Source organism: Actinoplanes sp. URMC 104, from assembly GCF_051386375.1.
GTDB lineage: Bacteria > Actinomycetota > Actinomycetes > Mycobacteriales > Micromonosporaceae > Actinoplanes.
Genome location: NZ_JBPQTO010000008.1, coordinates 21744 through 39993, shown reverse-complemented (window position 1 = coordinate 39993; position 18250 = coordinate 21744). Strand labels below are relative to the sequence as shown.

The following is an 18250-nucleotide window of genomic DNA, read 5'->3' as shown; positions in this document are numbered from 1 at the left end:
CTGTCAGTGAGAGACGTTGGCCAGCGAATGCCCGTGCTGCATACCAGAGGAGCACTGACTGAGGTTGACGCCCGCTGTTTCCGGGGCGAGCAGCTGGGACACGATGGCGCCGACGGTGACGAGGCCGGCGGCGAAGAGCATGGTCGCGCTGACGCCGATGTTGTCCATGGACCAGGGCAGGACAAAAGTTCCCAGGCCGGCGCCGATGCGGCTGAAGGCGGTGGCGAAGCCGGTGCCGAGCCCACGGATCTCGGTCGGGAAGACCTCGGCCGGGTAGACGCCGGTCAGCGTGTTGTACATGGCGTTGAAGAACGAGAAGATCAGGAACAGAGTGAGGACGACGACGGGTGGAGCGCCCACCCAGAAGCCGATGATGGCGAGCACGACGGCGCACAGCCATTGCGGCGGGATGGTCAGCCGGCGGCGGCCGATCTTGTCGATGAAAATAACCGTGACGACGACGCCTGCCGCGGCGACGGCGGAGAGCCCGACACCGCCGGCGAGCCCGCTGCCGAGGCCGTAGTTCTCGAGCACGCTTGCGGCGAAGGTGGCGATCGCGAAGTACGGGGTGACGGCGCAGAACCAGAAGACCGAGCAGAAGACGGTGGCCCGCCAGTACTCCCGGGAGAACAGCATGCCGAAAGTGCCCTTCCGGGTGTCCTCATGCTGGACGTCGGTCAGATCGTTGGAGTCCAGCAGGTACTTCTGGGCGACCGTACGAGCCTCGTCGGTACGACCCTGGTTCCACAGCCACCGGGGCGACTCCGGGAGCCCGATCCGCGCGACGAACAGGAGGACCGCCAGGAACGTCGTGGTGCCCAGAATGAACTGCCAGCTCAGGTCGGTGGCGGTGGTCAGCACGTAACCGACCAGGTAGGCGACCATGAATCCGACGTAGAACGCGATCAAGCCCATGCCCATGAGCCTGCCGCGGAGCCGGGCCGGGGAGAACTCGGACATCATCGGCCATCCGACCGAGTACTCGACGCCGATCGCGACGCCCATCAGCAGGCGTACGACGAAGAGCACTCCCGCGGAATCGACGAAGAACTGCAGACCCGAGGCGACGCAGAACAGCGCCATGTCGATCAGGAACAACGGTTTGCGGCCGAACTTGTCGCCGAGCCAGCCCCCGAGCGGTGAGCCGACCAGGATGCCGATCAAGGCGGCCGCCGCGATCAGGCCTTCCCAGAGATTTGAGAATTCCAAGTCGTCGGCGATGATGCTGACCACCGTGCCGATGATGCCGAGGATGTAGCCGTCGAGGAACATGCCGCCGGACAGGACGGCGACCAGACGAACCAGAAAACGTCGTTTAGCGGCATCCGAGGCCGCCCCGGCATTGGCAGCACTGTCTCTTGTGGTTGACACCAGTTGCTCCTAATGGTCTGGTCCTCGCTGATGGGCGATCGTCGGGCCGCGCGCGAAGAATTAGCCACCGACGGCCGACCATGGAGACGGCTCACCGCAACCGCTCGCGGGGATGGATTGTGGCCTGTCACGACCAGGATCGAATCAGTGGTGCGAGGCGACGCGAGAGTGGCGCCGCCTCCAGGAGCGTTTCGTAGCGAACTTTAGAACCAAGACTGAAATTTCACGAGAGTCTATCGAGAGTGGCCACATGGGTCAACACCGTGGTCCGTGGGCGTTCGCCTTCTTCGAATTGCTCGACATCTGGCACCGTTTGCTCGCAGGTCTAGATCGCAGAAATTTCTGTTGTATGGTTTGCGCGACGTGACCTTCGCGGGAGGCGATACACGTGATCGACGTCAACTGGGATCGGCTCGCGTCACTGTGCTCGACCGCCATCGCGGCCGCGGGTGGCGACGATGCCACCGCCGCGGCGCTGACCGATGCGGCAATCGCTGCTGAGCGTCGCGGCAACGCCGCCGTAGGCGTGGCCCACCTTTTCGACTACCTGGACGCCCTGAGAAACGGCCGCCTCAACGGCAAGCCCCGACCCGTCGTCCGCCACGATCGCCGAGCCGTGGTCACCGTTGCGGCCGACGACGGCATCGCCCAGCTCGCCTTCGAGGCGGCACGATCTGGCCTCGTCGCGGCGGCTCAGGAATGCGGCATCGCCGTCCTCAGCATCAGCGGCGCCTTCACAGTCGGAGAACTCGGCTACTACACGTCGGAGATGGCGACCGATGGCCTGGTCGCCCTTGCCGGGGCGAACTCACCGGCGTTGATGTCGGTCTACGGCGCGCCCGCGGCGGTGACCGGGACCAATCCGTTCTCGTTCGCACTACCGGGACGGCCGACGCCGCGCATCATCGACCAGGCGTCGAGCGCGGTGGCCTGGGTCCGAATCAGAGACGCGGCGGCGGCCGGCGAGCCGATACCGGCGGGGTGGGCACTGGACGCCGACGGAGCGGCGACGACCGACGCCGCCGCTGCCCTGCTGGGACCGCTGCTGCCGTTCGGCGGGGTGAAGGGCAGCAACATCGCCGTGGTGATCGAGCTGCTGTCCGTGCTGTCCGGGGCGTCGTTCTCGATGGACGCGCCCGATTTCGCGTCCGGTAAGGAGCCGCCGCGCGTCGGTCTCTTCCTGGCCGCCATGGATCCGACAGCGTTCGCCTCCGACTACCTGGACCGGGTGGAGGACCACCTGCAACGGCTACACACACGTTTCGGGATCGACTTCGGCAGACATCTGCCTCTCGTGAAGCAGCTGCGGCTGCCCGAGAGCATCATTGCCCGGCTCGAGAGCAGCGCCGTGCCGATCAACGATCGCTGACACCGCGCGTCGACGAGGAGACGTCATGAGATTCAAGCGGATGATCCAAGCCGTGGAAACGCATTCCGGCACGCCGATGCGGGTCGTCACCGGTGGCGTGCCGACCATCCCGGGCGAGACCGTCTATCAGCAGATGCAGTGGCTGGCCAAGAACGACGACGACCTGCGCCTGCTGATGATGCGTGAGCCACGGGGATACCCGCCGCTGTGCGTCAATCTGATCGTTCCGGCCAAGCACCCCGACGCCGCCGCCGGCTACATCATCATGGAGCAGATCGAGTACCCGGTGATGAGCGGTGGCAACACCATCGCCGTGGCCACGGTGCTGCTCGAGACCGGCATGATCGCAATGCAGGAGCCGGTGACCGAGTTCCGGTTGGAAGCGCCGGCCGGGCTCATCGACGTGCGAGCCGAATGCCGGGACTCCAAGGTCACCCAAGTGACGTTCACGAACGTTCCAGCTTTCGCTGCACATCTCGACGCCGTGATCGACGTGCCCACCCTCGGCAAGGTCACCGTTGATGTCGCCTGGGGCGGCATGTTCTACGTCATCGCCGATGTACGCCAGTTCCGGGGCCTGGAGCTGCGACCCGAGCACGGTGGGGAGATCTCGCGTATCTCGGCTCTGATTCTGAGGGCTGCGCAGGATCAGCTGAGGGTGTCCCATCCCGACTACCCCGGCATAGGCATCACCATCGCGCAGCTGTCCGGTCCGACGCAGAGTCCGGGCGCCGACTGGCGCAATACCGTGACCATGGCAAGCGGCCCGATCAGTCTCGACGACCCCGCCACCTGGACCGGCGCCCTGGACCGCTGTCCCTGCGGTACGGGCACGTGCGCGAAGATGGCCGTTCTGCATGCCAAGGGCGAGCTCGGACTGCACCAGCCGTTCCGGCACGAGGGTCTGCTCGGCAACATCTACACCGGCACTTTGATCGACGAGGTGGAGATCGCGGGCCGGCCCGGTGTCGTCCCGACTATCGGCGGTCAGGCGTGGATCTCCGGGTTCACCACGCACGTTCTCGACCCGACCGACCCCTTCCCCACCGGCTTCACGGTCGGCGACCTCTGGGCCTGACAAAGGCAAGCCCGGACGCCGCTTACTGCGCGGCGCCCGGGCTGGAGGTGGCTGCCAGATCAGAAAGAGCGATCCAGGTACGGGTAGGTCCAGTCCGTCGCCGGGCTCAGGGTCTCCTTGACGAACCGGCCGCTGAGCCATCGCTGCAGCGACAGCCGTGAGCCGGTCTTGTCGTTGGTGCCCGAAGCTCGGCCGCCGCCGAACGAGACCTGGCCCATCAATGCGCCGGTCGGCTTGTCATTGACGTACGTCATACCTGAGGCGTTACGCAGCACATCGAGGGCCTGCGCGATAGCTTGCCGGTCGGAGGCGAAGACGGACAGGGTGAGCGCGTACGGGCTCGCCTCGTCGACCAGCGGCAGGACCTCGTCCCAGCTCTCGTCCTCATAGACGAACACCGTCAGCAACGGGCCGAAAAACTCCTCAGCGAGGGTGAAGGCGTGCGGGTCCGTGGTCTCGAAAATGGTGGGCTCGACGAACCAGCCCTCCTCGGGGTGGACCGAGCCGCCGACGAGCAGTCGGTGGCTGTCGAGGTCCGAGGCACGCTGGAAGGCGTTCTCCATGCGTCGCAGTGCCGCCTCGTCGATCACTGCGCCGACGAAGGTCTCGTGGCTGGCGACATCGCCTACCTTGAGCGTCCGCACCGTCTCAACCATGTCGTCGCGCAGCCGGTTCCACATGCTCCGTGGCACGTAGGCGCGGGACGCTGCCGAGCACTTCTGACCCTGGTACTCGAACGAGCTGCGGATGAGCGCCGTTTTGATCGCGTCGTAGTTGCCGCTGGGGTGCACCACGACGGCGTTCTTGCCACCCGTCTCGCCGACGAGCCGGGGGAACGACCGGTAGGAGTCCAGGTTGTCGGCCACCGTCTTCCACAGGGCGCGGAAGACCTGGGTCGAGCCGGTGAAGTTCAGGCCGGCGAACTCCGGCTGGGCGACGGCAGTCGCCGCGACGTCCTTGCCGGATCCATGCACCAGATTGATCACGCCCGGGGGCAGACCGGCCTCCTCGAGCAGCCGCATGACGACGTCGCTGCTGAGCGCTGCCTTCTCGGACGGCTTCCACACCACTGTGTTGCCCATCAGCGCCGGCGTCGACGGGAGGTTGGCGCCGATCGCGGTGAAGTTGAACGGCGTGACCGCCAGGACGAATCCCTCGAGCGGCCGCTGGTCCAGCAGGTTGAAGTTGCCCTGCAGCGACGAGGGCTGATCCGCGTAGATCTCCTGCGCCAGGAACACGTTGAAGCGGAAGAAGTCCGCGACCTCGCAAGCGGCGTCGATCTCCGACTGGTGGAAGGTCTTCGACTGGCCCAGCATCGTGGTCGCGACCAACTCGTCGCGATACGAACCGCAGGCGAGCTCGGCGGCACGCAAGAAGATCGCCGCCCGCTCCCACCATGGCGTGCGGGCCCAGTCGTGGTGTGCCCGCAGGGACGCATCGATTGCCGACTTCGTCACGGAGGCGTCGGCCATCGGGATGCGCCCCAGGACCTGCGCGTGTTTGTGCGGGGCGACGACGTTCATGGTCTGCCCGCCGAAGCTGCGCGCGCCGTCGACCACGTGCGGCAGGTCGCGTACCTGCGATTCGATGTGCTTGATCTGGGCACGGACACTGTCCGCCTCGGGCGAGCCGGGGGCGAACGAGCGCTCCGGCTCGTTGTGCGGCCGCGGAACCCGGAAGTTTCCGGTCATGGTCACGCTTGCGGAGGTCATGAAACGTCCTTTCGAGACGGGTGGCCGCCGGTGACGTGCGCGGCACCGGCGGGTCGTCGGTCAGCCTCCGACGAGTGAGCGCATGAACAGCAGAAGATTGGCCGGCCGCTCGGCCATCCGCCGCATCAGGTACGGGTACCAAGCTGTGCCGTAGGGCAGGTAGATCCGTACCCGGTAGCCCTCCTGCACGAGCTCGGTCCACAGCTTGCGGCGTACGCCGTAGAGCATCTGGAACTCGAAGTTGCGGCGATCGACCCCGAGGCGTTCCGCGGTGGCTTTGACATGGTTGATGCACCGGTCGTCATGGGTGCCGAACGCCGGGTCCGGCAGGTTCGCCAGCGCCCATTCGCTCATCTTCAAGTAGCGGTAGGTGACCTCGTCCTTGTCCTGCACCGCGACGGCCAGGGTCTCCTTGAAGGCGCCCTTGACCAGGCGGATCCGCGGCTTGTGCTCGGTGAAGGACTCCAAGTCATCCTGGGTGCGCCGGACGGCGGCCTGCATGGCCACGCGCGTGTCGGTGTACTTCGGCAGGAGCGCCCGGTAGGCCTCCAGGGTGCTGGGCCCGACGGCGCTCTGCTCCATGTCGACCTCGACAAGGACGTCGTTCTCCGCGGCCGCTGCGAGCAGAACACTCAGGTTGCGCGCACAGGCGTCCTTGTCGACCAGCATCCCGAGCTGGGACGGTTTGACCGAGATCGTCGATCCTGGGACATGCCGGGGAATGGCCTGGATGGCCTCGACGTACTCCTTGGTCGCCCGCTCGGACTCGATCAGGTCGGTGACGGATTCACCAAGCAGGTCGAGGCTCACGTCGATGTTCTTCTTCTTCAGTGCAGCGGTGACGGCCAGTGCGTCGTCAAGCGTGTTGCCGGCGACGTAGCGCTTCACGAGCCCCCGGGTGAGCCGTGATCGGCTCACCGTGTGCTCGAGCTTCTTGCTTTCCGATGCATGCAACAGAAGTCGGCTGATCATGTGTGTCCTCCCGGGAGGTACAGAGGGGTGGCTCCCGACGACGATGAAAGGGGCGTCGCCAGCTGCCCTCCGCGTGCTTCCTGGGGACATGCCGTTCTACCCCGACACCAAGCCAGACCGTATAACAGAAATTTCACGGTAGCAACGCGTGGAGGCACGCCAACCCCGAAGGTCCTTTTCGAAGCATCTGCCCGCCACCGCAGACGAGTCGTGGCACTGAGACTGCCCATGGCATTGCCGCTCTGAAATTTCTGTCATACGATTTTGCGGTCCTCCGGCGTGTCTGCCGGACCTCGTGCCCCGCGACGCTCCTCGAGACCGTTCGTGCGGCAGCGCCAGTACCTCCCGAGGTGAGAACACATGGCAGAGGCAGACCCGGCCAAGCCGGCGAGATCGACGCTCAAGAACAAGACGGCGACCCGCAAGGCAGAGCCGGCCAAGGCCAAGAAGTCTGCCGCGACGGGCAAGAAAGCTGCCGCGAAGCCGGCCCAGAAACTCTCCACGAAGAAGTCCGCGGCCAAGAAACCCTCGGGCAAGCCGGCCAAACACCGGAACACTGAGCCGGCGACAGCCACGAGCGCAGACGCGGCGCCGTCCGTCACGGCGACCTCAGCACCCGCACGGACGCGCTTGCGCGGCGTCTCCTCGATCCGCGCGTTCTTCCGGCGCAACACAACACCGATCTACTTCGTCTCCCCTACGCCGTTCAACCTGCTGGGGATTGACCGGTGGGTGTCCAACTTCCACTACGTCAACTACTACGACTCGTTCGACGGTGCCCATCCGCACGTGTTCCTGCCGCGGTACCGCGGGGTCGACGACTTCGGGTCGATGGAGGAGATGAACAACTTCCTGCTCGGCCACCCGGAGTTCGCCGCCTTCGCCGCCGAGCAGGGATCGGGCGGCAAGGCCGTTCTCGTCATGGTCGACGACCGGACCGAGCAACTTGCCGCCGAAAGAGGCATCGATCTGGCCCTCCCTCCTGCCGCACTGCGTCATCGGCTCGACTCCAAACTGGTCACCACGCGGCTGGGCAACGAAGCCGGTGTGCCGAGCGTGCCGAACGTGCTCGGAAGCGTGGCCGGCGGCCCGGACGCCTACGACCAGTTGCTGGCGCTGGCTGCCGGGGCCGGGCTCGGCACGGATCTCGTGGTGCAGCTGCCGTGGGGTGATTCGGGCAAGACGACGTTCTTCGTGGACTCGCGCGCCGCCTGGGACACCGCTGCAGCCGGTCACGAGCTGACCGACGTCGAGCTAAAGATCATGAAGCGGATCAACTGCCGCCCGATCGCAGTAGAGGCGGTGCTCACCCGCCACGGGACTCTGGTCGGTCCCCTCATGTCGGACATCACTGGTCATCCGGAGCTGACCCCGTACAAGGGTGGCTGGGCCGGCAACGATGTCTATCTCGACGTCCTTGACGAGACCCAGCGCGCCCGAGCCCGCGTGCTCACCCAGCACCTGGGTGATCGTCTGGCCAGCGAGGGGTACCGTGGGTTCTTCGAAGTCGACTACCTGGTCGATACCGACACCGGCGAGTTGTATCTCGGCGAGCTCAATCCGCGGCTGTCCGGCATCAGCTCGATGACCAACGTGACTGCAGGCGCTTACGCCGAGCTGCCGCTGTTTCTGTTCCACCTCCTGGAGTACCTGGACGTCGACTATGAGATCGACGTAGATGAGATCAACGCTCGCTGGGCGGATCCGGACACGATCGACGTGTGGAGCCAGGTCGTCATCAAGCACACCGGCGACGAGACCGGCTTGATCCAGGAGGCGCCGGCCACCGGAATCTGGCGCATGCGCCCCAGCGGCGAGCTGACCTTCGACCACAGCGACACGGACTGGCACGACCTGACTGCTGGAACTGCCGGTCGGCGCGGCTTCTATCTCCGCGTTTCGGGCCCCGGCGACTACCTCTACAAAGGGGCCGACATAGGCATCCTGGTAAGCCGTGGCCGGCTGCAGACCGACCTGCGCGACGGCCGCGCGGCCCTCACGCCCCTGTGTCACAAGTGGGTCGACGGGATCCGGCGGCAGGTGCGGTCCGCTTCCCTGGGCGACGGCCATCCGCCGGCAGTGCCAGGTGCCGTGAAATAAGTTGGCGTCAGGATTTCCTTGACGATTGACAGTCGTCAAGGGAACCTTGACGACATGACAACGCTTGCGTTCCACGGCATCAACGAACCGCTGCCCGGCCCCCGGTGGAAGCAGCTGTTCGACGCGACCTGGCCGGGATACCGCTCCTGGTATCTCGCCGAGGGCGACGCGGCGCGCCCGTCGCTGGACACCGCCCGGGACATGCTGGCCCGCCACATGCCGGAACTCATGTCCACCTGGGAAAGGCTGGCCGAGCTGACCGGTGACGTCACGGCCGCTCGGATGCTGTCGCTGTGGGAACCGCCGCGGTTCGCGACCGGCTGTTCGCAGACGGTGCTGACCGGCGACCGGCCGGTACTGATCCGCAACTACGACTACCGGCCGGATCTGTGCGAACGGGTGGTGTACTCCAGCGCCTTCACCGGGCGGCGCGTGATCGGCTCCGGCGACTGCCTCTGGGGGCTGGTGGACGGAATGAACGACGCCGGCTTGGTCGTATCGCTGACCGCGGTGCGGGATCCGGCGCGTCGGCCGGGCTTCGCTATCCCCCTCGTAGTTCGGTACGTGCTGGAGACCGCGGCCACCCTCGCGGATGCAGTGGCCGTCCTGCGCAGGGTGCCGGTGAACATGGCCTACAACCTCATGCTGCTCGACCGGGCGGGCAACTCCGCGACGGTGTTCGTCCGGCCCGGTGCGCCGGCCGAGGTGTCCGCTCTGCGGGCCACCACCAACCACCGGGGCACCGAACCCGACGATCCCGCTCACGCCCGGTCGCTGCAGAGCGTCGAGCGCCAGCAGACCCTGCTCGCCCTGCTCGCGCAACAAACCGGCGAGGAGGCGATGATCGAAGCGTTCCTCCAGCCTCCGCTGCACCGCACCGAGTACGCCCGGGGGTTCGGCACGATGTACACCGCGGTCTACCGGCCCGACGAGGGGACGCTCGAGTATCGCTGGCCGGGATCGGTGTGGCGTCGGGACTTCGACTCCCCCGACGCTGTCCACACGGTCGCCCTGCCGGGGCCCAGCAAGGCGAGGGAATCGGTTGACGAACCCATGGCGCCTCAGCAGTCTGGAGACATGTGGACCCCGGACCAGCTGGATCGTGCGACGCCGGCCGAGCTGGCCGACTTGGCCGAGCAAGCCATCACCACGCTGGCACGCAGCGGTGACAGCGAGGCGTTCGGCCACCTCCTGCGCCTGACCCGGATCACCGGGGAATCTCTGGGCACCTCCGCGCGGTCGCTGGCGGAGCAGGTCTCCTGGTCCGGGGTGGCCGATCTGGCCGGCACCAGCAAGCAGGCCGCCTGGGAGCGGTGGCGGGCCAGGTGACGACGGTTCGTCAATCGCGCGCGGCGGCCGCCCGGCGCAATTCCCGCACCGCCACCACGAGCATCGCAAACTCCACCGTTGCCTGAGCACGGAGCTGATCAACCAGGGCTCGAACCCGATCCGGCGGCGGGTGGAGACCTGCGACCGACGCCCGGGTCAGCCGTACCCACTGTTCGACGACTTCCTCGCGTAGTGCCGCCTTGGCGGCCTGTGTCCAGTAGGCGTCGGCCGGCGCCGGCTCAAGCTGGTCGCTGAGCCACGGGAGATCGAAGCGCTCCCCCAACGCGTCATGACGAGCGGCGATCGTCGTGACCGGCTCACCAAGCTCGACTGCGGCGTCAACGAGGTCAAGCGCGTGCGTCAGCCCCGCCAGCACGGCGACCCGCGCCGACAGCTCCTCGGGGACCCCGGCCGTAACCAGCCGGTCGCGTCGCGCACGGGCGCGAGACGAACCGGCCGAATAGGCGGCCAGCTCACCCACCGGAGCCCGGTACCGACGGTAGGCACCGGCGACATCCTCGCGGTAGAGCAGAGCCTCGGCGGTGTGCTCGGCGACAGCCTGCAGTTCCCGCAGGACTGCCTGCTCGGCGGCCGGCGCCAGGGCGTCGGCCGACGCCCAGGGCAAGTCGAACACTTGCTGGACGGCCGCGAATGCGCGCGCGGCAGCGGGGGTGGCCGCCCCGGTGCGTTCCTCCAGCCGGTACAGAAACCCCGGTCCGACGCGATCGATGAGGTCGTTGGCCAGCATGGTCGCGGCGATCTCGCGGACCAGCGGGTGCCGGGCGATCCGATGGCCGAACCGGTCCCGGACGTCACGGGGGAAGTAGCCCGCGGCGACTCGCGCCGGGTCTTCGGGTTGGCCGGCAGCCAGCAGCTCTGCGCGCACCAGGTTCTTCGAATAGGCCAGCAGCACGGCGAGCTCCGGCCGGGTGAGCCCTTCGCCCCGGGACCGGCGCCGCTCGATGTCTGCCTCGGTGGGAAGGTGTTCGACCGACCGGTCCAGGCCGGCCTGCTCCTCGAGATTGTGAATGAGGCGGGCGTGCCGATCGAGCAGGAACGGGGCCTGAGCGAGGCTGACGCTGATGGCGCGCACCTGACGCGCCGTATCGGTCAGGACGGCCGCGGCGACCTCGTCCTCGAGTGAGCGCAGCAACCTGTTGCGCTCGTCGCGGCCGATCTCGCCGTCGGCAACCGCCCCGTCGAGCAGGATCTTGAGGTTCACCTCCCGGTCCGAGGTGTCCACACCGGCGGCGTTGTCGATGAAATCGGTGTTGCACCGGCCACCCCGGCGCGCGAACTCGATGCGGGCCCGCTGAGTCAGCCCGAGGTTGCCGCCTTCCCCGATCACCGCGCACCGCAGAGAGTCGGCGTCGACCCGGACCGGGTCGCCCGCGCGGTCGCCGGCGTCCGCGTGCGATTCGGTCGACGCCTTGACGTATGTGCCGATGCCGCCGTTCCACAGCAGGTCGACGGGTGCCCGCAGCAGCGCACGGATCACCTCGGCCGGCGGCAGCTCATCGGCATCGACCTGCAGCCGAGCTTGAACCGGCTGCGACAGCGGGACGCTCTTGGCGCCGCGCGGGAACACTCCCCCGCCCGCGGAGATCAGAGCGGGGTCATAGTCCGCCCACGTCGAGCCGGGCAGGGCGGCAAGGCGGGCGCGTTCGCGAAAGGAGATCTCGGGATCGGGATCCGGGTCGAGGAAGATGTGCCGGTGGTCGAAGGCGCCGATCAGCCGCAACTGCCGCGAGCGCAGCATCCCGTTGCCGAACACATCGCCGGACATGTCGCCCACACCGGCCACCAAGACCGGCTCGGTGCGCACGTCGATGCCGATCTCATCGAAGTGGCGGGTGACCGCCGTCCACGCGCCGCGGGCGGTGATGCCCATGCCCTTGTGGTCGTACCCGCTCGAACCGCCGGACGCGAAGGCATCGCCGAGCCAGAAACCACGCTCGGCGGCGATCGCGTTGGCCAGGTCGGAGAACGTGGCGGTCCCCTTGTCCGCGGCCACCACCAGATACGGGTCCGGCCTGTCATAGCTGACACAACGGGCCGGGGGCACAATTTCACCGTCGACCAAATTGTCAGTCACGTCGAGCAGCCCACCGACGAAGGTGGCATAAGCATCACGGACGTCCGCCCCGCCGCGGGCGACGAAGGCGCCCTTGGCTCCGGCAGGCACGATCACCGCGTTCTTGACGAGCTGTGCCTTCATCAGCCCCAGCACCTCGGTGCGGAAGTCCTCCGGGCGGTCGGACGCCCGGATGCCACCTCGGGCTACACGGGCGCCGCGCAGGTGCAGGCCCTCCACCGTCGGCGCGGACACGAACGTCTCCACCGCGGGCCGTGGCAGCGGCAGGAATTCCAGGCCGGACGAGTCGATCTTCAAGGTCACATGCCGCTTACTACGTCCGTCGCCCTCCTGCTGATAAAAGTTGGTCCGGAGGACCGCCGCGAAGACATCCCGCAAGCCGCGCAGGATGCGGTCCTGGTCCAGCGTCGCTGTTCCGGCGAGGAGCTCGTCGACGTGCGCCGCTGCATCTCGGGCGCGAGAAGGACAGGTGTGCTCAGGATCGAAGCGGGCGTGAAAGGCCGTCAGCAAGGCGCACACGAATGCAGGGCAGGCGCGGACGGTCTCGTCGATGTAAGCGGGGCTGAACTGCAGGCCCGCCTGTCGCAGGTAGCGGCAGGCGGCCCGGATGACGGCCACCTCGCGCCAGCTCACGCCCGCGGTGAGGATGAGCGGCGACAGACCATCGACTTCAGTGTCGCCTGTCCACGCCGCCGCGAACGCGCTGGGCAGCGCATCGGCGTTTCCGCTGCCGGACGCAGGTAGTTCGAGCACGTACGCGTCGCGGGGAGTCATCGGGTCGGTGCGGTCCAGCGGAATGTGGTCGGCGACCGAGACGCCGAGCTGGTCGAACAGCGGCACCACTTCCGCCAGCCGCGGCAGGGCACCGGGCCAGGTGATCGTGCATCGCACGGAGTTCGGCCGGTCACCGGGCTCCATGGTCAGCTCGGGGCGTTGGTTGGTCACGGCGTCCGCCAATCGACGCTCAGGTACTGCGTCTCGAGAAATGCTTCGATGCCATCGGGTCCGCCCTCCCGGCCGAGGCCGCTCTGCCGGGTGCCGCCGAACGGCGCAGCCGGGTCGGAGACGGTGCCGCGGTTGACGGCGATCATGCCGATGTCCATCTGCTCGGCTAGCCTCATGGCGTGGGCTGCGTCGCCGGAGTAGATGTAGCCCGTGAGGCCGTACTCCGATTGGTCGAGGGCCGTCAGCAGGTCTTGCTCACTGCTCCAGGTCACGATCGGTGCGACCGGGCCGAATATCTCCGAGGCGAGGAGACGGGAACCGCTGGGCACGTCACGCAGCACGGTGGGTGGGTAGAAGAATCCTTCGTCCGGCATGTCCGGCGTGCGGTGTACGACCTGGGCGCCGTGTGCGACTGCCTCGTCGACGAGATCGGCCACGCCGGCCACCGCAGCGGCCGAGATGAGCGGCCCGATGGCAGTGCGGTCGTGGAGGCCCGGCCCGACGCGCAGCGTGGCGACGGCGGCGGCGAACCGCGCGGTGAATTCGTCGACCACGTCGGTGTGCACGAACAGGCAGTTGGCCGCCGTGCACGCCTGCCCGCCGTTGCGGAACTTCGCCACCAGCGCGCCAGCCACCGCAGCGTCCAGGTCGGCGTCGGGCAGCACGACGAACGGAGCGTTGCCGCCCAGTTCCATGGACGGGTTGACGATGCGATCGGCCGCCTGCCGCAGCAGTATGCGGCCGACCTCGGTCGATCCGGTGAACGACAGCTTCCGCACCCGCCGGTCGGCGAGCAGGGCCGACACCACCGCGGCGGAACGGCTGGTCGGGACGACGTTGACCACGCCCGCCGGGACCCCGGCCCGCTCGAGCAGCCGGGCCAGGGCCAGCGCCGTCAGCGGGGTCTCGCTCGCAGGCTTGAGCACAACAGTGCAGCCCGCAGCGAGCGCCGGCCCGATCTTGCGGGTCGCCATCGCGGCCGGGAAATTCCAGGGGGTCACGAGCAGGCTGACCCCGACCGGGCGGCGGCGGACCACGGTCCGCGCCCCACCGGCGGGCGCCTCACCGTACGCGCCGCCGATCCGGACCGCCTCCTCGGCGAACCATCGCAGGAACTCGGCGGCATACGTCACCTCGGCGCGGGCGTCCGCGAGGGCCTTGCCGTTCTCCAGAGTGATCAGCCGGGCCAGTCCTTCGCTTTCGGCCCGCATCAACGTGAAGGCCTGGGCCAGGCACTCGGACCGGTGCCGCGGTGAAGTGGCGGCCCAGCCGGGTAGAGCGTCCGCCGCGGCGTCGACGACGGCCTTGATTGCTGCCGGTTCGGTGTCGCCCACGTCGGCGATCGACCTGCCGGTAGCGGGGTTCAGCACCGCTATGGAAGTGGCCGTCCGCTGTGCACTGCCGCCGATCCAGGGGTTCAGCGGTGGGTCGGCGGGCAGTGTGGGGGCGGCGACAGTTGATGAAGTCATGGGAACTCCCGGGGTGGAGGGAAGGACGGGGATCAGCGGGTCGCCGCGAACACGTCGGCGAGGACGTCGAGCGCCTCAGCCAGCAGAGCGTCGCCGATCGTGAGCGGTGGCAGAAACCGCAGGACGTTGCCGTAGCTGCCGCAGGTAAGCACGATCAGCCCGGCTCGGTGGGAGGCGGCGGCCAAGGCCTTGGTGGTGTCCGGGTCGGGCTCGGTGCTGCCGGACCGGACGATCTCCGCGGCGATCATCGCTCCGCGACCACGGAGGTCACCGATGCGCGGATCGGCAGCTTGGATGGTCCGGAGCCCGGCCAGCAGCCGGTCGCCGATGGCGGTGGCCCGGGCGACCAGGCCGTCCTGCTCGATGGTGGCCACGGTGGCGAGCGCCGCGGCGCAGGCGACCGGGTTTCCTCCGTACGTGCCGCCGAGCCCGCCGGTATGCGGGGCATCCATCAAATCGGCGCGGCCGGTGACCGCAGCCAGGGGCAGCCCGCCCGCGATGCCCTTGGCCGTGACGATCAGGTCCGGTACGACGTCCTCGTGCTCAACGGCGAACATCGCGCCGGTCCGGGCGAAGCCGGTCTGCACTTCGTCGGCGACGAACACGATGCCGTGATGGCGCGCCCATGACGCCAGCGCCGGCAGGAAGCCGGGCGCCGGTACGACGAACCCGCCCTCGCCCTGGATCGGCTCGATGACCACGGCCGCGAGGTTTTCGGCTCCGACCTGGCGCTCGAGTTGGTCGATGGCTCGTGCCGCGGCCGCAGGACCGTCGAGGCCTCCGTCCCGATACGGATACGACAACGGAGCACGGTAGACCTCTGGCGCGAAGGGGCCGAACCCGTGCTTGTACGGCATGCTTTTCGCCGTCATAGCCATGGTCAGGGAGGTACGGCCGTGGTAAGCGTGGTCGAATACGGCGACAGCGGACCTGCGGGTCGCCGATCGCGCGATCTTCACCGCATTCTCGACCGCCTCGGCGCCGCTGTTGAACAGCACGGAACGCTTCTCGTGGCGGCCCGGAGTGATCATGTTGAGCATCTCCGCAACCGCGACGTACCCGTCGTACGGGGTCACCATGAAGCAGGTGTGGGTGAACTGCTGTACCTGCTCGGCCACCGCCTCGGTCACCATGGGCGCGCTGTTGCCGACCGAGGTGACTGCGATTCCCGAGCCCAGATCGATGAAGGAGTTGCCATCGACGTCGACGACCACACCGCCACCGGCCGCGGCCGCATACACGGGCATGACGCTGCCGACTGCTGCGGCCACGGCCGCCGACCGGCGTTCCGCGAGAGCCCGGGAGCGCGGACCTGGCGTATCGGTGACCAGCCGGCGGACCTGCGGGAGCGTAGGGCCACCGGTGCTGACGGTGCTCATGGTCATGGCGTCCTCCTCGGCGTGATGACGAAATAATTTCGGGCTCAGCTCACGACGCTAGGAGCGGCTGCAGGCTCTGACCAGCGCCACATCGCACCACCGATGAGCGTTCGGGGTGCACTATGGGCGCATGCCGACTCTGGACGAGGTTTTCCGAATTCCCTCGCTGCGACTGACAGTGCTGGTTGAGGCCCCGGCCGGAACGCCGGTCCGGTGGGTGGCGACGAGTGAATTGGACGACCCGGCGCCGTTTCTCGAGGGCGGTGAGATCGTCCTGACCACCGGGCTGGCCACTGCGACGTGGGACCGCGAAGAATGGCGCGATTACGTCGGGCGCCTGCGTGACGCCGGAGCCGTCGGCCTCGGGCTGGGCGTCGGACTGACCTTCACCGAAGCCCCGTTGGCGCTGGTGGCGGCGGCGCGAAGCAGCGGCTTGGCGCTGTTCACCGTTCCGCGCCCGGTGCCGTTCGTCGCTGTCAGCCGCGCGGTCGCGCGCTTGGTGCAGCGCGCAGAGGAACGAGCGCTTCAACAGCTCACCCGCGCAGCCGCCGCCACGGAGGGGGCGTCGGCCATCCTGGCTCGGCTCGCCCGCCTGGTACGCGGCGACGTGGTGGTCTGCGACAACGAGGCCCGGGTGATCCTGCCGCCGCCGACAAGCGTCGCCGATCGGCCTCCGCCCGACCTGCCGGGAGATCTGGACCGCCTGATCGAGCGCCTGCGTCCGCGTGGCCTGCGCGCCTCGCACACCGAGGCCGGCCCGAGCGGTTCCTTGTCGATCCAGCCTCTCGGCCTCAGCGGCGACCCCACCGCGTACCTGGTGATCTCGACACCGTCACCGTGGGACGGCGCTGCCCGCAACGCCGTCGCCATAGCGGCTTCCCTCCTGTCGCTCGACCTCGAGCGGCGCGCCGACGCGCTTACCACGGCAAGGGAGATCCGCGCGGCTGCGCTGGATCTGTTCCTCGTCGGCCGGGCCGAATCGGCCCAGGCCTTCCTGGCTCTCCGCGCCGCGCAGGCGGCACCGCTTCGCGGTCCTTCCTTCCAGGTGGTGCGCCTGACCGCCGCCGACCCTGCCCTCACGCTTGCCACCCTCGAACGGTGGGCCGCGACGCATCCCTCGTCCCGGCTCGTGGGTTTGTCAGCCACCGACCGGCAGCCGGTGGCGCTGCTGGACGCGAGGACCGATGCGGCGGACACCCTCGCGATCCTCGGTACCGGCGTGCGAGCAGGGGTGGGCGACACCGGCCCGCTGAACGATCTGGCGATGGCGGACGCGACAGCCCGCGAAGCCCTGACCCACGCCTCGGCCCACCGGCCGCTGGCACGATGGGCCGACGTGGTGGATGCGGGGCTGCCGGCACTGCTTCCCGATGCGGCAGCTACCGGATTCGCTCGCACGGTATTGGGGCCACTGGCGGCCGACTCCGCGGAGAACGCCATTCTGCTCGCCACGCTGGACGCGTTTCACCACCACCATGGGCAGATCACGGTGATCGCTGCGGCGCTGGGCGTCCACCGCAACACCGTCAGTCGCCGACTGCGCCGGATTGCCGACCTCACCGGACGCGACCCGGACACCCCTCGCGGACGCGTCGAGCTGTGGACCGCCGTCGAGATCCTGCGCCGAGCCGGATGATGGCCTGCTGCTCAGGTACGCAGGAGGCGGCGGACCTCCACCGAGAAGTCGAGCAGATGGGCCTCCGCGGCCGCGCGCGCCCGCTCGCCGTCACGCGTGACGATGGCGTCGATGACCTCGGCCTGATCACAGGCCCGGGGTGTGTGTGACCCCAGATTCCGCAGGGCGTAGTGCCAGATTCGCAAAGCCGCGTTCGTGTACTGGTTCAACGTCGACTCGAGGTACGGATTGCGCGCCACGGCATAAATTGCCCGGTGCACCGCTGCGTCGTGATCGATGTACGACATCGACAACCTCGCGGCGTCGAGCTTCTGCGCCAGCTCGAGCAGCTCTGCGCGATCGGCGTCCGTCGCCCGCTGCGCCGCCAGCGCGGCCGCCAGCCCTTCCAGCCCGGTCCGCGCCTCCGTCAGCCATCGCTCGTCGCTGATGTTGATCTCCGCGGCGAAGGTTCCCCGCCGAGGGTAGATCACCACAAGCCGCTCCAGTGTCAACCGCTTGATCGCATCTCGCACCGGAGTCAGCCCGACGCCTAACGCCGTGCTCAACTGCTTCTCGTCCAGCGGCGCACCTGGCTCGATCCGCAGTGTGATCAAGTCATCACGGATCTCCTGATACGCATGATCGACCAGGCGTGGACGCCCACGTCCGTTGCCGGCCGATCCCGTCGGGAACTCCTCGCCTGAACTCAGGGGCTGTTGACTCACGCTTTCCAGTGTAGGTACCATCACTGAAATTTCAGAAATCTGGTCAGCCTTCCGGGTCGCGGCTGCTCGACGTCCAGCACTTGTCGAGCGG

General features: G+C 68.1%; 12 protein-coding genes. 5 read left to right on the top strand and 7 right to left on the bottom strand.

All coding sequences use genetic code 11. The features are described from left to right. Positions 1-3: 3 nt before the first annotated feature. Positions 4-1371 carry an MFS transporter gene (locus ACSNN8_RS25155; RefSeq protein ID WP_436652008.1) on the bottom strand — a complete coding sequence of 456 codons (1368 nt, stop codon included), beginning with the start codon at positions 1369-1371 and terminating at the stop codon, positions 4-6. Between the two features lie 388 nt (positions 1372-1759). On the opposite strand from ACSNN8_RS25155, the gene ACSNN8_RS25150 reads away from it, so the two are divergent. Beyond that, positions 1760-2740, top strand: a complete 981-nt coding sequence (locus tag ACSNN8_RS25150; protein WP_436652007.1) for an Ldh family oxidoreductase — start codon at positions 1760-1762, stop codon at positions 2738-2740. 25 nt (positions 2741-2765) lie between these two features. Continuing rightward, complete coding sequence (locus tag ACSNN8_RS25145) at positions 2766-3818, top strand: proline racemase family protein (protein ID WP_436652006.1); 1053 nt, start codon at positions 2766-2768, stop codon at positions 3816-3818. Between the two features lie 59 nt (positions 3819-3877). Here ACSNN8_RS25145 and pruA read toward each other — a convergent pair whose 3' ends face one another. Both pruA and ACSNN8_RS25135 read right to left on the bottom strand, forming a co-directional pair. Then, positions 3878-5509, bottom strand: a complete 1632-nt coding sequence (gene pruA / locus ACSNN8_RS25140) for an L-glutamate gamma-semialdehyde dehydrogenase (RefSeq protein ID WP_436652037.1) — start codon at positions 5507-5509, stop codon at positions 3878-3880. Positions 5510-5590: 81 nt separating this feature from the next. Next, positions 5591-6502, bottom strand: a complete 912-nt coding sequence (locus ACSNN8_RS25135; RefSeq protein WP_436652005.1) for a proline dehydrogenase family protein — start codon at positions 6500-6502, stop codon at positions 5591-5593. A gap of 360 nt (positions 6503-6862) precedes the next feature. On the opposite strand from ACSNN8_RS25135, the gene ACSNN8_RS25130 reads away from it, so the two are divergent. Together ACSNN8_RS25130 and ACSNN8_RS25125 are read left to right on the top strand one after the other, a co-directional pair. Next, positions 6863-8602: a biotin carboxylase gene (locus ACSNN8_RS25130; RefSeq protein WP_436652004.1), complete on the top strand. Its 1740-nt coding sequence runs from the start codon at positions 6863-6865 to the stop codon at positions 8600-8602. A gap of 54 nt (positions 8603-8656) precedes the next feature. Continuing rightward, positions 8657-9931, top strand: coding sequence for a C45 family autoproteolytic acyltransferase/hydolase (locus ACSNN8_RS25125; RefSeq protein WP_436652003.1), 1275 nt, complete (start codon positions 8657-8659; stop codon positions 9929-9931). Between the two features lie 10 nt (positions 9932-9941). On the opposite strand, the gene ACSNN8_RS25120 is transcribed toward ACSNN8_RS25125, so the two are convergent. The 3 genes from ACSNN8_RS25120 to gabT are packed head-to-tail and all read right to left on the bottom strand — an operon-like array spanning position 9942 to position 15825. Next, complete coding sequence (locus tag ACSNN8_RS25120; protein ID WP_436652002.1) at positions 9942-12971, bottom strand: NAD-glutamate dehydrogenase domain-containing protein; 3030 nt, start codon at positions 12969-12971, stop codon at positions 9942-9944. Beyond that, on the bottom strand, positions 12968-14440 hold the full coding sequence (locus ACSNN8_RS25115; RefSeq protein WP_436652001.1) for an NAD-dependent succinate-semialdehyde dehydrogenase: 1473 nt from the start codon (positions 14438-14440) through the stop codon (positions 12968-12970). The genes ACSNN8_RS25120 and ACSNN8_RS25115 overlap by 4 nt, the downstream gene beginning before the upstream one ends. A gap of 32 nt (positions 14441-14472) precedes the next feature. Continuing rightward, the gene (gene gabT / locus ACSNN8_RS25110) at positions 14473-15825 is read right to left on the bottom strand and encodes a 4-aminobutyrate--2-oxoglutarate transaminase (RefSeq protein WP_436652000.1); all 1353 of its coding nucleotides are present in this window, start codon (positions 15823-15825) and stop codon (positions 14473-14475) included. A gap of 124 nt (positions 15826-15949) precedes the next feature. Here gabT and ACSNN8_RS25105 point away from each other — a divergent pair, with 124 nt between their 5' ends. Next, positions 15950-17455 (top strand): PucR family transcriptional regulator, encoded by a 1506-nt coding sequence (locus ACSNN8_RS25105; protein ID WP_436651999.1) that lies wholly within the window; start codon positions 15950-15952, stop codon positions 17453-17455. 11 nt (positions 17456-17466) lie between these two features. Here ACSNN8_RS25105 and ACSNN8_RS25100 read toward each other — a convergent pair whose 3' ends face one another. After that, positions 17467-18159, bottom strand: coding sequence for a GntR family transcriptional regulator (locus ACSNN8_RS25100; protein ID WP_436651998.1), 693 nt, complete (start codon positions 18157-18159; stop codon positions 17467-17469). Between the last annotated feature and the right edge of the window lie 91 nt (positions 18160-18250).